Origin of the sequence: Pseudomonas sp. MB-090624 (assembly GCF_003205245.1) — a bacterium.
In the GTDB taxonomy this organism is placed as follows: Bacteria; Pseudomonadota; Gammaproteobacteria; order Pseudomonadales; family Pseudomonadaceae; genus Aquipseudomonas; species Aquipseudomonas juntendi.
This window is the reverse complement of the sequence record NZ_QJRK01000011.1, coordinates 1-14,493: the sequence shown is the minus strand read 5'-3', so window position 1 is coordinate 14,493 and position 14,493 is coordinate 1. Positions and strand designations below refer to the sequence as shown.

Genomic DNA, 14,493 nt, shown 5'->3' with positions numbered 1-14,493 from the left:
GGCGGATAGTAATTCCCCGACAGAAAAATTCTGTTGCGTACCTTCACTTGCAGGTGCCAAAGCAAACCGTCAGCGATTTGTCGGCCAAGGTGCTCGGTGGCAAGAATAGGGCCGTTGGCGGCCAATGGGAAATTTCTTCGCATCATGGATTAAATAGACAGGCTTAATGACCGTCCTGTTCCTCTAGGGCTTGAAGAAATACCAGCAAAGCCACCTCTTCAGGGTCCAGGCCTTTGCGTATGCGGTGCTTTGGCAAGTCCGCCAGGCGGCCCAGGGCGTAGTGTTCGAGTACGGCGGGGTGGATGTAGCAGCGGCGGCAGACCGCCGGGGTATTGCCCAGGCGCGTGGCCACCTGGCGAACGATGGCGGCCACCTGGCGTTTGGCCTCGGCCTCCGGTTCCCAGGCCAATGGCCTGAGCAGGTCCAGCGCCAGGCTGCTGCCAGCCCAGGTGCGGTAGTCCTTGGCGGTGAAGTCGGCACCTGTGAGTTGCTGCAGGAACTGGTTGACCTCGGCCGAGCCGACGCTATGGCGCTGGCCGTCGGCATCCAGGTACTGGAACAGCGCCTGCCCGGGCAGTTCCATGCAGCGCTTGAGCAGGTTGGCCAGACGCCGGTCATTGAGGGTGACGTTGTGCTCGACACCGCGCTTGCCGCGGAACTGGAAGCGAATGCTGCTGCCCTTGACCTCTACGTGGCGGTTGCGCAGGGTGGTCAGGCCGTACGACTGGTTGTCGCGCAGGTAGCGCTGGTTGCCAATGCGGATCAGCGTGTGGTCCAGCAGGCTCACCACCAGTGCCATGACCTTTTCCCGGTCCAGCCCTGGGCGTGCCAGGTAGGTTTCCAGTTGTGCGCGCAGTTTCGGCAAAACCTGGGCGAAGGCCAGCATGCGGCCGTACTTATGCTGGTCGCGCAGTTCGCGCCATTGCACATGGTAGCGGTATTGCTTGCGGCCACGCGCATCACGGCCGGTGGCCTGCAGGTGGCCCTGGGGGTCGGCACAGATCCACACGTCGGTGTAGGCCGGTGGGATCACCAGGGCGGCAATGCGCGCCAGGGTGTCCTTGTCGCGGACCCGTTCGCCATCGGCGTCCAGGTAGATGAAGCGGTCGCGCCAACGGCGCCGGGTCAGGCCTGGCTGGCTGTCTTCGACATAGTGCAAACTGCGCGGCAGAGGGCAGTCGAGCATGGTGTTTGGCCTCGATCAGATCACTGATCAATGGACAACACGCGTGTCAGGTATGCTCAGCCCAGTAGCGCCACCGATTTGATCTGGGCGTACACGACCTGCCCTGCGTGCAGGGCGAGCTCCTCTGCCGAAAACCGGGTAATGCGCGCGAGCAGCAGGTTGCCGCCAGCGTCCAGGCTGACCAGTACATGCGCCGGGTTGGCCGCGGGGCGGGTTTCGCGCACCTGTACCGGCAAACGGTTGAGGATGCTCGAGGTGCTGTCAGCTGTCAGTGCCAGGCTTACGTCACGCGCCTGCACCTTGACCCGCAAGGTGTCGCCCATGGCCCGGGCGGCATGGGCGATGCGTAGCAAGGGCCCATGTTCGCCGGGCAGGCGCAGGTCGAGCAGGTCGTAGCGCGGGTCGTGCCCCACCACCCGGCCTTCGAACACCACCCCGGCGTCATCGTCCTGGGCCAGCGGCAGATCGAGGCGGGCGAGGGTTTCGCCAATGGGGCCGCTGGCCACGGCTCGGCCGTGTTCCAGCAGCACCAGGTGGTCGGCCAGGCGTGCCACCTCATCTTGTGCGTGGCTGACATACACCAGCGGGATGTCCAGCTCACCGTGCAGGCGTTCCAGGTACGGCAGTATCTCGCGCTTGCGTGGGCCGTCGAGGGCGGCCAGCGGCTCATCCATCAATAGCAGCTGCGGGCTGCTGAGCAGGGCGCGGGCGATGCCAACCCGCTGCGCCTCACCACCCGACAAAGTCGCCGGGCGGCGCTCCAGCAAATGGCCGATACCCAACAGCTGGCTGGCCTGGCCCAGGCTGACTTTGCGTTCGGCGGCCGCCAGGCGGCGCCAGCCGAATTCCAGGTTGGCGCGCACCGACAGGTGTGGGAACAGGCTGGCCTCCTGGAATACATAGCCCACCGGGCGTAGGTGGGGAGGGCGGAAATAACCACGGCTGCTGTCCTGCCAGACCTCGCCGTTGACCTCGACATAGGCGTTGGCAGCCCGCTCCAGCCCCGCCAGGCAGCGCAGGCAAGTGGTCTTGCCAGAGCCGGACTGACCGAACAGGGCGCTGATGCCGCGGCCGGGCAGGCGCAGGTCTACGTCCAGGGTAAAGTCGTCACGTGGCAGGTTCAGGCGCGCCACTATCGATGCAGTCATCTCAGCTCCAGCCGGCTTTACCGCGGCGCCCGGTGTACAGCAACAGCAGCACCAGGAACGAGAACACCAGCATGGCGCCGGCCAGCCAGTGTGCTTGTGAATATTCCATGGCCTCGACGTGATCGAAGATCTGTACCGAAACCACGCGCGTCTTGTCGGGGATGTTGCCACCGATCATCAGCACCACACCGAATTCGCCCACGGTGTGGGCAAAACCGAGAATGCTGGCGCTGACGAAACCGGGGCGTGCCAGCGGCAGCACCACATGGAGGAAGCAGTCCCACGGGCTGGCGCGCAGGGTGGCCGCGACCTCCAGCGGGCGCTGGCCGATGGCGGCAAAGGCGTTCTGCAATGGCTGGACCACGAAGGGCATGGAATAGACGGTCGAACCAATGACCAGGCCGGTGAAGCTGAACACCACGGTGCCCAGGCCCATGGCCTGGGTGGCCTGGCCGAGCCAGCCGTGGGGGCCGAGGGCGATCAGCAGGTAGAAGCCGATGACGGTCGGTGGCAGCACCAGCGGCAGCGCCACCACCGCGCCCACCGGCCCGCGTAGCCAGGAGCGCGTGCGCGCCAGCCACCAGGCGACCGGCGTGCCGATGATCAGCAGGATCACCGTGGTCAGGCTGGCCAGTTTGACGGTCAGCCAGATGGCACCCAGGTCACTGGCATCCAGCGGCATCAGATTTCATAACCGTAGGACTTGATCAGGGCGGCGGCCTTTGGCCCCTTCAGGTATTCGATCAGGGCCTTGGCGGCAGCGTTGTCCTTGCCTTTGTCGAGCAGTACGGCGTCCTGGCGGATCGGGTCGTGCAGGTTGGCCGGTACGATCCAGGCCGAGCCTTGGGTCACTTTACCGTCCTTGAAGATTTGTGATAGCGCGACAAAACCCAGTTCGGCATTGCCGGTGGAGACGAACTGGAAAGCCTGGGTGATGTTCTGGCCTTCGACGATCTTGCGTTTGGTGGCCGCGGTAAGCTGCAGTTTGTCCAGTACCTGGGTGGCGGCCAGGCCGTATGGCGCGGCCTTGGGGTTGGCGATGGCCAGGTGGCTGAATGCGTTTTGTTTCAGCACCTCGCCCTTGGCGTCGACGTAGCCATCTTTCGCCGACCACAGCGCCAGGGTGCCGATGGCGTAGGTGAAGCGTGAACCGGGGACGATCTGCTTTTCTTCCTCGAGCTTTTTCGGGGTTGTGTCATCGGCGGCAAGGAACACCTCGAAGGGCGCGCCGTTCTTTATCTGGGCGTAAAACTGCCCCGTGGCGCCGTAAGCCGCGACCAGTGTATGGCCGGTGTCGTGTTCGAAGTCCTTGGCAATGGCCTGGATGGGCGCCGTGAAGTTCGCCGCGACGGCCACTTGAACCTCGTCGGCCCAGGCGGTGTTGAAGGCAAACAGACTGGCCATGGCAGTGAAGGCCAGGTGAGACGGGCGGATACGCATGCAGGCAGCTCCTTGGGGTATCGTTATATTCACAACTATATAGCGATAGGCCAGTTGCCGGGAAGGGCTGCTGGGTGCATTCGCAAGGATGGTGTGATTGCGGGCTAACGAAAGGTTGCCGCAGGCTGCGCAGGCGCGGGCTACCCGGCAACCCTGGCCAGTGCCTTGGCCGCGATCTCCCGGGTCAGCGCCTCGGCCGGCATAGGCCGCCCCAACCGCAACGCCTGCCCTGACCACAAGTTGCTGAAGTCGCTGTTGACCTGCGGCTCGGTGATTGCCCTTAACGGCATCAATGCCCCGCCCGCCAGCGGAAACGCTGGTGCCAGCGCGCTCATCGGCCCCAGCTCGCGCATGATACGGTTGTTGATGCCGCGGGCCGGGCGGCCGGTAAACAGGTTGGTCAGCGCCGTGTCACTGGCAGGCGCACTGTCCAGCGCCTGCCGATGTGCTGGCGAAACCTTGGCCTCGGGGCAGAACAGGTACGCCGTGCCGATCTGCACGGCAGATGCGCCCAGGGCCAGGGCCGCCACCAGGCCGCGATGGTCAGCGATGCCACCGGCGGCGATGACCGGCAGGCGGACCGCGTCGGCCACCTGCGGTACCAGGGCAAAGGTGCCGATCTGGCTGGTGATGGCGTCGCTGAGAAACATGCCGCGATGGCCGCCGGCTTCATAACCCATGGCGATGATGGCGTCACAGCCGTTGCGCTCCAGCCAGACGGCCTCTTGCACGGTAGTGGCGGTGCAGAGCACCTTGGCACCGCTGGCCTGTACCCGTTGCAGCAGGTCGGCCTGGGGCAAGCCAAAGTGGAAGCTCACCACTTCCGGCCGCAGTTGTTCGACCAGTTGGCAACTCGCCTCATCGAAAGGCGCACGGTTCGAGACCGGGGTGGGCGCCGCGAAATCCGCCCCCACTTCGCTGTAGTAGGGGGCGAGCGCCTGCTTCCAGCGCGCGTCGCGCTCGGCGTCGGGCGCGGGTGGCTGGTGGCAGAAAAAGTTCAGGTTCAAGGGGCGCCCCGGGCAGCCGGCGCGGAATGCAGCAATTTCGGCGCGCACCTGCTCACCGTTGAGCATGGCGCAGGGCAGGGCGCCCAGGCCGCCGGCCGAGCTCACCGCAATGGCCATGGCCGAGCCGGTTGCCCCCGCCATGGGGGCCTGCAGAATGGGCAACTCAATGCCCAGCAGGTCGAGGATGCGGCGGTCGGGCCAGTGGCGCATGCGAGGTCTCCTTGCGCTGGGCGAACGGTGCGGCGGCTACTACTACAGGGCCTTGCTGACCTGAATGTCGCTGATCTTGTCGGCGTCTTCACCATGGATTTTGCGCAAGGCTTCGAGGGCTTGCGCCTGCGAGGCGTCGGGCATCAGCGCGAAGTCCCAGCGACGCTGGCCGTCGAGTTTGTATTTGATCACGTACTTGATGGTCTGGGTCATGGTGGCCTTATCTGAGTTTCGACGACGAGCGACGGATGATCTTGATCTTGTGGGTGAGGGTGGGCTTGCGGGTAACCGAGATCGGGCGGGTGGTCACGGTATCGATGGTGATATTCCAGAACCCGGTGCTGGGCACGGTGATCTTCGCCGGAAACTTCTCGAAGTGGCCGCCGTGGTAGGTATGACGGCCGCCGTTCTTGAAGCTGCGGAAGTTGGCGTCGTTCATCAGGCGGATATTGCAGCGCTGGGAACACTCGATGACGACGATGTCGTCCTCATTGAGGTGCTCGCGCTGGTGTACGAATTTCATGTGATGCTCCGCAAGGTTTGGTTCAGCAAAGGCAAAAGATACCACGATGTGCCGTTATACTGCCGCGCTGTTCGCCGGGCTTGGATAATTCTGCCAAAGCACGGAGCAAAACTGCCTGACGGTGGTCGAACGGGGTTCGTACAAGTTGAGGTATGACAGATGAAGTGGATGGTGGCCGCGTTGACACTGGCACTGGGTGGCTGTGTCAGTGTTTCCGAGCTGGAGCAATCGCATGCGACCCTGGATGTGATTTCTGGCAAGACGCCCCGCGAGTATGCCGATTGCGTCAAGGCGCAGCTTGCCGACAGCCGTGACCCACTGGTGGAAGAGCGGCGCGGTGACGGCCTGCGCCTGACGGTGCCGCAGAAGCTGACAGCAGGTGCTGGCCCGGCCGCCCTGCTGGATATCGATGAGCGTGGCGGCGGCAGCAGCATCAAGCTGCATGAGCGGCTGAGCAACTTCCCGCTGCGCCTGGGCGATGTGCGCACGGCAGCTACCCACTGCATCTCGGGGAGTTGATCTGAGGCAAGTAAGGGGCGGTTAATGGGCTATTGGCCATCAGATCGGCCGGCCTGACGTTGTTGCGATTTCCCCGACGGGGCTAGTATCCATTTGCTTATGTTTTTTAAGCCTAAGCTTATAACAAAAGAAATGGAGATTCGTGATGACACCGTTGAGTCGCGTCGTGATCGGCAGCCTGCTGATCCTGGCCTGGCCCGGGGCGCATGCCGCCGATGGCCAGAAAATTTTCACCCAGGGCGGGGCCAACCCCGCCGCCCTGGCCTGCCTGGGTTGCCATGGCCCGGACGCCAAGGGCATCGCTGCGGCGGGCTTTCCGCGGCTGGCCGGCCTGCCGGCTGCTTACCTCAGCAAGCAATTGCATGATTGGCGCAGTGGCAGCCGCAAGCAGGCGGTGATGGAGCCGTTGGCCAAGGCCCTGAGCGAAGAGGAAATCACCGCCGTCAGCAGCTACCTGGCCAGCCTGCCGGCAGTCGAGGTCGTCGATGGGCGCCGCCAGCAGATTGCCGGCGACCCTACCACCCGCCTGGCCCTGTACGGCGACTGGAACCGGCATATCCCTGGTTGCGTGCAATGCCACGGTCCGGGTGGCGGTGGCGTTGGCGAACACTTCCCGCCTTTGGCCGGGCAGCCTGCCAGTTACCTGGTAGCGCAGCTCAATGCCTGGCGCGACGGCAGCCGCAGCAATGACCCGAACCAGCTGATGGTCGGCGTGGCCAAGGCCATGACCGATGACGAGATCAAGGCTGTTGCCGAGTTCTTCGCCCGCCCCGCCAGCCAGGAGGTCAAACCATGAAACCGCTGATCCCCGCTCTGTTGCTGCTGGTTGTGGGCAGTGCCCAGGCCGCGCCTATCGCCATGGAAGACCAGTCGCAATTGAAGGTCCCCGGCAAGCAGGCCGCCCTGCAGTTCACGCCCCCGGCGGAAGACGAGCTGCCCGCCAATGCCTTCGGCAAGATGGTGCGTGAAGGCCATGCCTTGTTCGTCGATACCCGCCGGCTGATGCCCGAGGCGGTGGGCAACGGCATGAACTGCAGCAACTGCCACCTCGACCAGGGGCGTATGGCCCATTCCGCGCCACTGTGGGGCGCGTACCCCATGTACCCCGCCTATCGCAAGAAAAACGACAAGGTCAACACCTTTGCCGAGCGCATCCAGGGCTGCTTCCAGTTCAGCATGAATGGCAAGCCGCCGGCCGCGGACAGCCCGCAGATGACGGCGCTGTCGGTGTACGCGTACTGGCTGTCGACCAAGGCGCCGACCGGCGTCGAAATTGCCGGGCGCGGTTACCCGGAAGTCGCGCAGCCTGCAGGCGGGTACGACTTCACGCGTGGCCAGCAGGTGTACCGCGAGCAATGCGCGATTTGCCATGGTGACAACGGTGAAGGGCAGAAAGTGGCGGGCGAATATGTGATGCCGCCGCTGTGGGGCAAGGACAGCTACAACTGGGGCGCCGGTATGCACCGTATCAACACGGCGGCATCCTTCATCAAGTACAACATGCCACTGGGCAAGCCGGGCAGCCTCAGCGACCAGCAGGCCTGGGATGTTGCGGCATGGATCAACCGGCATGAACGGCCGCAGGATCCCCGCCTGGTAGAAGGCTCTGTCGAGAAGACGCGGGTGAAATTCCATGCCAATGACGGCGTGAACCTGTATGGGCAGAAGGTCGATGGCGTGCTGGTCGGGCAGGGGACCGGTAGCTGAAGGGGTGTGTGTAGCGAACGCTGCGCGGGTAAGCCTGACCTGCAACGGTGGTTGTGGAAGCAGGTTTACTCGCCAGGAGGCCGCCACAGGCAGGCGTGATTTGTGGTATTTCAATTGCATGTCTGCTGGCGATATTTGCGATCCCTCGGAACTATCTACACTTGCTTATCTCTATCTACCCATCGGTCGGCCGCAGGTCAGGCATTGTAAGGTTTCTGCCGCCTGATTAGACTGCGCCGAATTCCACAGGCCTAGCCTTTTGTAAGGACGTATATGATCAAGAAATGCTTGTTCCCGGCAGCCGGCTACGGTACGCGCTTCCTGCCTGCTACCAAAGCCATGCCCAAGGAAATGCTGCCGGTGGTCAACAAGCCACTGATCCAGTATGGCGTTGAAGAGGCATTGGATGCCGGCCTGAGCGAAATCTCCATCGTGACCGGCCGCGGCAAGCGCGCCCTGGAAGACCACTTCGACATCAGCTACGAGCTGGAAAACCAGATCAAGGGCACCGACAAGGAGAAATACCTGGTCGGTATCCGCCGCCTGCTGGACGAGTGCTCGTTCTCGTACACCCGCCAGACCGAAATGAAAGGCCTGGGCCATGCCATTCTCACCGGGCGCCCGCTGATCGGCGACGAGCCGTTTGCAGTGGTGCTGGCGGACGACCTGTGCGTCAACCCGGAAGGCGACGGCGTGCTGACCCAGATGGTCAAGCTGTACAACCAGTTCCGCTGCTCGATCATCGCCATCCAGGAAGTCGACCCTCAGGAAACCAACAAGTACGGTGTCATCGCCGGTGACATGATCCGTGACGACATCTTCCGCGTTACCAACATGGTCGAGAAGCCTGCACCGGAAGATGCGCCGTCGAACCTGGCGATCATTGGCCGTTACATCCTGACGCCGGATATCTTCGACATCATCAAGAACACCGAGCCAGGCAAGGGCGGCGAAATCCAGATCACCGACGCGCTGATGCAGCAGGCGCAGAACGGCTGCGTGATCGCCTACAAGTTCAAGGGCAAGCGCTTCGACTGCGGTGGCGCCGAGGGCTACATCGACGCGACCAACTTCTGCTTCGAGAACTACTACAAGACTGGCAAGGCTTACTGATACAGCCGCTGCTTGTAGCACCATTGCGATGACTGGGGCCGCTGCGCGGCCCTTCGCGGGCAGGCCCGCTCCTACAGTTACCGCGCATGCCCCTGGTGTGCGCCAACCTGATGGGGGCGGGTCTGCCACGAAGGGCTGCAAAGCGGCCTCAGTGCGTTATGCTGGGCGCCTGCTAGGAGAGAGAACACATGGCCTACGATTTTGATCTGTTCGTGATTGGCGCCGGCTCCGGCGGGGTGCGCGCTGCGCGCTTCGCCGCTGGTTTTGGTGCAAAAGTGGCAGTGGCTGAAAGCCGTTACCTGGGCGGCACCTGTGTCAACGTCGGCTGCGTGCCGAAAAAGCTGCTGGTCTACGGTGCGCATGTGGCCGATGAACTGGAACAGGCTGCCGGTTACGGCTGGTCCCTGGAAGAAGGGCACTTCGACTGGGGCACCCTGATTGCCAACAAGAACCGTGAGATCGAGCGCCTGAACGGCATCTACCGTAACCTGCTGGTGAACAGCGGGGTGACCCTGCTGCAGGGGCACGCGCGCCTGACCGGGGCCAATGAAGTGGAAGTGGAGGGCCAACGCTACAGTGCCAGGCACATCCTGATCGCCACCGGCGGCTGGCCGCAGGTGCCGGACATTCCAGGCAAGGAACTGGCAATCACCTCCAACGAAGCCTTCTACCTCAAGAGCCTGCCACGCCGGGTGCTGGTGGTCGGCGGTGGCTACATCGCGGTCGAGTTCGCCGGTATCTTCCAGGGCCTGGGGGCGGCTACTTCGTTGCTGTACCGTGGCGACCTGTTCCTGCGCGGTTTCGATGGTTCGGTACGTACCCACCTGAAGGAAGAGCTGGAAAAACGCGGCCTCGACCTGCAGTTCAATGCCGATATCCAGCGCATCGACAAGCTTGAAGACGGTAGCCTGAAGGCCACGCTCAAGGATGGCCGCGAGTTGCAGGCCGACTGCGTGTTCTATGCCACCGGCCGACGCCCGATGCTGGACAACCTAGGCCTGGAAAACACCGGCGTCGAGCTGGACGAGCGTGGCTATATCCGGGTCGATGAACAATACCAGACGACCGCGCCGTCGATCCTGGCCATTGGTGACGTGATTGGCCGGGTGCAACTGACCCCGGTGGCGCTGGCCGAAGGCATGGCGGTGGCACGGCGCCTGTTCAAGCCCGAACAGTACCGCCCGGTGGACTACCAGAACATCCCCACAGCCGTGTTCAGCCAGCCGCCAATCGGTACCGTGGGGCTGACGGAAGAACAGGCGCTGGCGGCAGGGCACAAGGTGCAGATATTCGAAAGCCGCTTCCGCGCCATGAAACTGACCCTGACCGACATCCAGGAAAAGACCCTGATGAAGCTGGTGGTCGATGCCGACACCGACAAGGTGCTGGGCTGCCATATGGTCGGCCCTGATGCCGGCGAGATCATCCAGGGCCTGGGTATTGCCCTGAAGGCCGGCGCCACCAAGCAGCAATTCGACGAAACCATCGGCGTGCACCCGACGGCCGCCGAAGAGTTCGTCACCCTGCGTACGGCTAGCCGTTGATCTATGCGTTACGTTGAAGGGGCGGGGCACCCCGCTCCTACAACCGAGTCTTCTATCAAGTACCTCTGGCTATAGCCAAAACCAATCACGAGCATGAGCTTTGCCAATGAGCCTTCAGCGGGATGATTAGTTAGGATTCTATCCATCAACTGATTCCAACCCCATGAAGGAGCGTCTCTCATGCCAATCATCAACAGCCAGGTCAAACCGTTCAACGCTACCGCCTACCACAAAGGCGAGTTCGTGCAGGTCAGCGAAGCCGACCTTAAAGGCAAGTGGTCCGTCGTGTTCTTCTACCCGGCCGACTTCACCTTCGTTTGCCCGACCGAGCTGGGTGACCTCGCCGACAACTACGCCGAGTTCCAGAAGCTGGGCGTGGAAATCTACGGCGTGTCCACCGACACCCACTTCACCCACAAAGCCTGGCACGACACGTCGGACACCATCGGCAAGATCCAGTACCCGCTGATCGGTGACCCAACCCACGTCATCTCGCGCAACTTCGACGTGCTGATCGAAGAAGCTGGCCTGGCCGATCGCGGTACCTTCGTGATCAACCCGGAAGGCCAGATCAAGATCGTCGAACTGAACGACGGTGGTGTAGGCCGCGATGCAGCTGAGCTGCTGCGCAAAGTGAAAGCTGCCCAGTACGTTGCTGCCCACCCAGGCGAAGTTTGCCCGGCCAAGTGGAAAGAAGGCGAAGCCACCCTGGCGCCATCGCTGGACCTGGTCGGCAAGATCTAAGGCCATGCGCGCAACAACGCGGGCGGTAGGCAGCCGCCAAAGCTGAACAAGCTACCGCCCCGTCAAACGCCCGGGCGACCTCGCCTGGGCGTTTTTGTATCCGAGTATTGAAGAAGGAATCGCCCGTATGTTGGACGCCACGCTTAAATCGCAACTGAAAACCTACCTGGAGCGGGTCACCCAGCCGATCGAGATCGTTGCCTCCCTCGACGACGGCGCGAAGTCCCGTGAATTGCATGACCTGCTGGTGGAGATCGCCAGCTTGTCCACACTCATTACCCTCAGCGCGGACGGCACCGATGCCCGTCGCCCATCGTTCTCGTTGAGCCGCCCGGGTGCTGGCGCCGATGGCAAAGGTATCAGCCTGCGCTTCGCCGGCATCCCCATGGGCCACGAATTCACCTCGCTGGTGCTGGCACTGCTGCAAGTCGGCGGCCACCCTTCCAAGGCCAGTGCCGAAGTGATCGAACAGATCCAGGCATTGGAAGGCGAATTCACCTTCGAAACCTATTTCTCGCTGTCGTGCCAGAACTGCCCGGACGTGGTCCAGGCGTTGAACCTGATGGCCGTGCTCAACCCCAACGTGCGCCACGTGGCCATCGACGGCGCGCTGTTCCAGGCTGAAGTGGAAGCGCGCAAGATCATGGCAGTACCGAGCATCTACCTGAACGGTGAGTTGTTTGGCCAGGGGCGCATGGGCCTGGAGGAAATCCTCGGCAAGATCGACACCAGCGCCGGTGCGCGCCAGGCCGAGAAGATCAACGCCAAGGACGCTTTCGATGTGCTGGTTGTGGGCGGTGGCCCGGCTGGCGCGGCGGCTGCCATTTACGCAGCGCGCAAGGGCATTCGTACCGGCGTGGCTGCCGAGCGCTTCGGTGGCCAGGTACTCGACACCCTGGCCATCGAGAACTTCATCTCGGTGCAGGAAACCGAAGGCCCAAAACTGGCGACTGCACTCGAAGAGCACGTCAAGCAGTACGACGTCGACATCATGAACCTGCAGCGCGGCGAAGCGCTGATTCCCGCCGCCGACGGCGGCTTGCATGAAGTGCGCCTGGCGGGCGGCGCATCGCTCAAGGCCAAGACCGTGATCCTGGCCACCGGTGCCCGCTGGCGTGAAATGAACGTGCCGGGTGAGCAGGAATACCGCGCGCGTGGCGTGGCCTACTGCCCGCACTGCGACGGCCCATTGTTCAAAGGCAAGCGCGTGGCGGTGATTGGTGGTGGCAACTCGGGTGTTGAGGCCGCCATTGACCTGGCCGGTATCGTTGCCCAGGTGACGCTGATCGAATTCGACAGCCAACTGCGCGCCGACGCGGTGTTGCAGCGCAAGCTGCACAGTTTGCCTAACGTGAAAGTGATCACCAGTGCGCTGACTACCGAGGTGCTTGGCAACGGCGAGAAAGTCACTGGCCTGCGCTACAAGGATCGCGCCACGGACGAGCAGCATGAAGTCGCGCTGGAAGGCATCTTCGTGCAGATTGGCCTGTTGCCGAACACCGATTGGCTCAAAGGTACTGTCGAACTGTCACCGCGCGGCGAGATCATTGTCGATGCCAAGGGCCAGACCAGCATTCCAGGGGTGTTCGCTGCGGGGGACGTGACCACCGTGCCGTACAAACAGATCGTGATTGCGGTGGGTGAGGGGGCCAAGGCTTCGCTGGCGGCCTTCGACCACCTGATCCGGACTTCGGCACCGGCGTAAGCCTGGGCTGGCCCTGCCTTCGAAGGCGGAGCAACTGTCTTTCTCAAAATTTGAAAAAGCCTGCGTGATTCACCTGTAGGAGCGGGCAAGCCCGCGAAGCAGGCGACGCGGTGTCTGGCACCGGCTGTGCCGGTGTTCGCGGGCATGCCCGCTCCCACAGGGGGTCTGCGTTGGCTTGGAGTTGCCGCCGTACTTGCAGGAGCAGCTGTCTTTCTCAAAATTTGAAAAGCCTGCGTGATTCACCTGTGGGAGCGGGCAAGCCCGCGAAGCAGGCGACGCGGTGTCTGGCACCGGCTGCGCCGGTGTTCGCGGGCATGCCCGCTCCCACAGGGGGTCTGCGTTGGCTTGGAGTTGCCGCCGTACTTGCAGGAGCAGCTGTCTTTCTCAAAATTTGAAAAGCCTGCCCGCTCCCACAGGGGCCAGCGCTCGCAAGGCATCAAACCTAGGCTGTCTATGCTTACGGCATCCACCCTCAGGAAGCCGTATCATGACGCTGATCAGCCGCGAACCCTGGTGGCTAGTCCCGCCCAAGCCCGGTCAGACGGAGCAGGACCTGCATTGGGGTTACCTGGAAATCTACGCCGACGGTCGCACCGTATTCGTCGACCAGCGCCCCAGCGACCGGGAGCTGGCCGAGCGCAAAAGCTGCCGCAACTTCCCCGACCCCGAGCCGTGACCGCCTAGCCTTCCAGGTCTGCCAGGCGCGCTTCCAGCGCTGCGATGCGGGCTTCAAGCGCTTCGATACGCTCCTCCGACACGCTGCTGCCACTGCTGCGCTGGCCGCCCTCCTGCTGACGTGCAGCCAGGATCGCCTCGATCTCCGCCGGGTCGCCCAACGCATGGGTATAACGGTCTTCGCGCTGGCCCGCCTGGCGTGGCAGGTGCAAGGCCAGGTCGCGCGAGATCAGGCGCTCCAGCTGGTGCTGGATCTGCTCGGTGTCGTCGAAATCATGCAGGCGGTTGCTGCGGGTCAGCAGTTCGTTGAGGGTCTGCGGGCCGCGCAGGAACATCAGGCCCATCAGCACCAGTTGCGCCGGTACCAGCTCCAGGGCCTTGTCCACCCGCTGCTCCCAGCGATCGGCGCGGCTGCCCATCTGCAGGCGGGTCATGCCCTGCGCTTCAAGGTTGCGCAGGGCCTGGCCGACCTGGCCCGGGGTAAGGTTCATGACGGGCTCGCGGCTGGTCTTCTGGTTGCAGGCCAGGACCAGGGCGTTGAGGGTCAGCGGGTAGCTCTCCGGGCTGGTGGCCTGCTTTTCGATCAACGCGCCGAGGACACGGATCTCGGTGCTGCTCAAGCGGCCTTCACCGGCGGTTTCGTATTCTGACATGGCCCTGTCTCATTACTGGGGAAAGGCCACTAGGGTAGGTAATGCCATCGTGTAAGGCAATTGCGGCTGCTGGTGAGAGCGGGTGAACCCGCTCCGGCCAGCAGCCCGAAGAAAATCAGGCGCTACGCCTAATGCCGGTCAGTCAAGACGCGGGGATGCAGCCCATCGCCGGCAAGCCAGCTCCCACAGGGATCGCCTTAGGGCTGACAGGTGTTTGCCACAAGGTATGGCAGCGCCTGTTAGAGCGAGCGCCGCCCGCGCGGCGCAATCGCGAGCTGCGCTCGCTCCTACGTTTGTTTCGGGCCAATTATTCCTGTGG

The 14,493-nt window shown here is 63.1% G+C and carries 16 protein-coding genes; 8 read left to right on the top strand and 8 right to left on the bottom strand.

The genetic code is table 11. The features are described from left to right. Positions 1–163: 163 nt before the first annotated feature. From DMX12_RS07935 to DMX12_RS07910, 7 genes are all read right to left on the bottom strand, one after another. Complete coding sequence (locus DMX12_RS07935) at positions 164–1,186, bottom strand: DNA topoisomerase IB (RefSeq protein WP_054913452.1); 1,023 nt, start codon at positions 1,184–1,186, stop codon at positions 164–166. 56 nt (positions 1,187–1,242) lie between these two features. Continuing rightward, on the bottom strand, positions 1,243–2,334 hold the full coding sequence (modC, locus tag DMX12_RS07930) for a molybdenum ABC transporter ATP-binding protein (RefSeq protein ID WP_110676975.1): 1,092 nt from the start codon (positions 2,332–2,334) through the stop codon (positions 1,243–1,245). Between the two features lies 1 nt (position 2,335). Then, positions 2,336–3,016, bottom strand: a complete 681-nt coding sequence (modB, locus tag DMX12_RS07925; RefSeq protein ID WP_110676973.1) for a molybdate ABC transporter permease subunit — start codon at positions 3,014–3,016, stop codon at positions 2,336–2,338. Beyond that, positions 3,016–3,738, bottom strand: a complete 723-nt coding sequence (gene modA, locus DMX12_RS07920) for a molybdate ABC transporter substrate-binding protein (protein ID WP_232108656.1) — start codon at positions 3,736–3,738, stop codon at positions 3,016–3,018. Before modA ends, modB begins: the two co-directional genes overlap by 1 nt. A gap of 176 nt (positions 3,739–3,914) precedes the next feature. After that, positions 3,915–4,991 (bottom strand): nitronate monooxygenase family protein, encoded by a 1,077-nt coding sequence (locus DMX12_RS07915; RefSeq protein WP_110676969.1) that lies wholly within the window; start codon positions 4,989–4,991, stop codon positions 3,915–3,917. A gap of 42 nt (positions 4,992–5,033) precedes the next feature. Next, on the bottom strand, positions 5,034–5,204 hold the full coding sequence (locus tag DMX12_RS29420) for a hypothetical protein (protein WP_165944137.1): 171 nt from the start codon (positions 5,202–5,204) through the stop codon (positions 5,034–5,036). Between the two features lie 7 nt (positions 5,205–5,211). Continuing rightward, positions 5,212–5,514 carry a DUF1883 domain-containing protein gene (locus tag DMX12_RS07910; protein ID WP_003250918.1) on the bottom strand — a complete coding sequence of 101 codons (303 nt, stop codon included), beginning with the start codon at positions 5,512–5,514 and terminating at the stop codon, positions 5,212–5,214. Between the two features lie 159 nt (positions 5,515–5,673). Between DMX12_RS07910 and DMX12_RS07905 the strand changes: the two genes are divergently transcribed. From DMX12_RS07905 to DMX12_RS07870, 8 genes are all read left to right on the top strand, one after another. Continuing rightward, positions 5,674–6,033 carry a hypothetical protein gene (locus DMX12_RS07905; RefSeq protein ID WP_054913448.1) on the top strand — a complete coding sequence of 120 codons (360 nt, stop codon included), beginning with the start codon at positions 5,674–5,676 and terminating at the stop codon, positions 6,031–6,033. Positions 6,034–6,178: 145 nt separating this feature from the next. After that, positions 6,179–6,829, top strand: a complete 651-nt coding sequence (locus DMX12_RS07900; RefSeq protein WP_054913447.1) for a cytochrome c — start codon at positions 6,179–6,181, stop codon at positions 6,827–6,829. Further along, positions 6,826–7,740, top strand: coding sequence for a c-type cytochrome (locus DMX12_RS07895; protein ID WP_110676967.1), 915 nt, complete (start codon positions 6,826–6,828; stop codon positions 7,738–7,740). The genes DMX12_RS07900 and DMX12_RS07895 overlap by 4 nt, the downstream gene beginning before the upstream one ends. Before the next feature lie 273 nt (positions 7,741–8,013). Beyond that, positions 8,014–8,853: a UTP--glucose-1-phosphate uridylyltransferase GalU gene (galU, locus tag DMX12_RS07890; RefSeq protein WP_009683182.1), complete on the top strand. Its 840-nt coding sequence runs from the start codon at positions 8,014–8,016 to the stop codon at positions 8,851–8,853. 188 nt (positions 8,854–9,041) lie between these two features. Further along, the gene (gene gorA, locus DMX12_RS07885; RefSeq protein ID WP_009683181.1) at positions 9,042–10,397 is read left to right on the top strand and encodes a glutathione-disulfide reductase; all 1,356 of its coding nucleotides are present in this window, start codon (positions 9,042–9,044) and stop codon (positions 10,395–10,397) included. Positions 10,398–10,577: 180 nt separating this feature from the next. Continuing rightward, on the top strand, positions 10,578–11,141 hold the full coding sequence (gene ahpC, locus DMX12_RS07880; protein WP_004375926.1) for an alkyl hydroperoxide reductase subunit C: 564 nt from the start codon (positions 10,578–10,580) through the stop codon (positions 11,139–11,141). A gap of 127 nt (positions 11,142–11,268) precedes the next feature. After that, positions 11,269–12,846 carry an alkyl hydroperoxide reductase subunit F gene (ahpF, locus tag DMX12_RS07875; RefSeq protein ID WP_110676965.1) on the top strand — a complete coding sequence of 526 codons (1,578 nt, stop codon included), beginning with the start codon at positions 11,269–11,271 and terminating at the stop codon, positions 12,844–12,846. 487 nt (positions 12,847–13,333) lie between these two features. After that, positions 13,334–13,522, top strand: coding sequence for a hypothetical protein (locus DMX12_RS07870; protein ID WP_029886312.1), 189 nt, complete (start codon positions 13,334–13,336; stop codon positions 13,520–13,522). A gap of 4 nt (positions 13,523–13,526) precedes the next feature. Here the strand turns inward: DMX12_RS07870 and DMX12_RS07865 are convergent, their stop codons facing one another. Continuing rightward, positions 13,527–14,174 carry a YceH family protein gene (locus DMX12_RS07865; RefSeq protein ID WP_029886311.1) on the bottom strand — a complete coding sequence of 216 codons (648 nt, stop codon included), beginning with the start codon at positions 14,172–14,174 and terminating at the stop codon, positions 13,527–13,529. Between the last annotated feature and the right edge of the window lie 319 nt (positions 14,175–14,493).

Bases quoted from the DNA above. Each gene is read 5' to 3' on its own strand.
- DMX12_RS07910 (WP_003250918.1), bottom strand. From the start codon at position 5,514: ATGAAATTCGTACACCAGCGCGAGCACCTCAATGAGGACGACATCGTC.
- DMX12_RS07905 (WP_054913448.1), top strand. From the start codon at position 5,674: ATGAAGTGGATGGTGGCCGCGTTGACACTGGCACTGGGTGGCTGTGTC.
- DMX12_RS07865 (WP_029886311.1), bottom strand. From the start codon at position 14,174: ATGTCAGAATACGAAACCGCCGGTGAAGGCCGCTTGAGCAGCACCGAG.
- modA (WP_232108656.1), bottom strand. From the start codon at position 3,738: ATGGCCAGTCTGTTTGCCTTCAACACCGCCTGGGCCGACGAGGTTCAA.
- modC (WP_110676975.1), bottom strand. From the start codon at position 2,334: ATGACTGCATCGATAGTGGCGCGCCTGAACCTGCCACGTGACGACTTT.
- ahpC (WP_004375926.1), top strand. From the start codon at position 10,578: ATGCCAATCATCAACAGCCAGGTCAAACCGTTCAACGCTACCGCCTAC.
- modB (WP_110676973.1), bottom strand. From the start codon at position 3,016: ATGCCGCTGGATGCCAGTGACCTGGGTGCCATCTGGCTGACCGTCAAA.
- gorA (WP_009683181.1), top strand. From the start codon at position 9,042: ATGGCCTACGATTTTGATCTGTTCGTGATTGGCGCCGGCTCCGGCGGG.
- galU (WP_009683182.1), top strand. From the start codon at position 8,014: ATGATCAAGAAATGCTTGTTCCCGGCAGCCGGCTACGGTACGCGCTTC.
- DMX12_RS07915 (WP_110676969.1), bottom strand. From the start codon at position 4,991: ATGCGCCACTGGCCCGACCGCCGCATCCTCGACCTGCTGGGCATTGAG.
- DMX12_RS29420 (WP_165944137.1), bottom strand. From the start codon at position 5,204: ATGACCCAGACCATCAAGTACGTGATCAAATACAAACTCGACGGCCAG.
- DMX12_RS07935 (WP_054913452.1), bottom strand. From the start codon at position 1,186: ATGCTCGACTGCCCTCTGCCGCGCAGTTTGCACTATGTCGAAGACAGC.
- ahpF (WP_110676965.1), top strand. From the start codon at position 11,269: ATGTTGGACGCCACGCTTAAATCGCAACTGAAAACCTACCTGGAGCGG.
- DMX12_RS07900 (WP_054913447.1), top strand. From the start codon at position 6,179: ATGACACCGTTGAGTCGCGTCGTGATCGGCAGCCTGCTGATCCTGGCC.
- DMX12_RS07870 (WP_029886312.1), top strand. From the start codon at position 13,334: ATGACGCTGATCAGCCGCGAACCCTGGTGGCTAGTCCCGCCCAAGCCC.
- DMX12_RS07895 (WP_110676967.1), top strand. From the start codon at position 6,826: ATGAAACCGCTGATCCCCGCTCTGTTGCTGCTGGTTGTGGGCAGTGCC.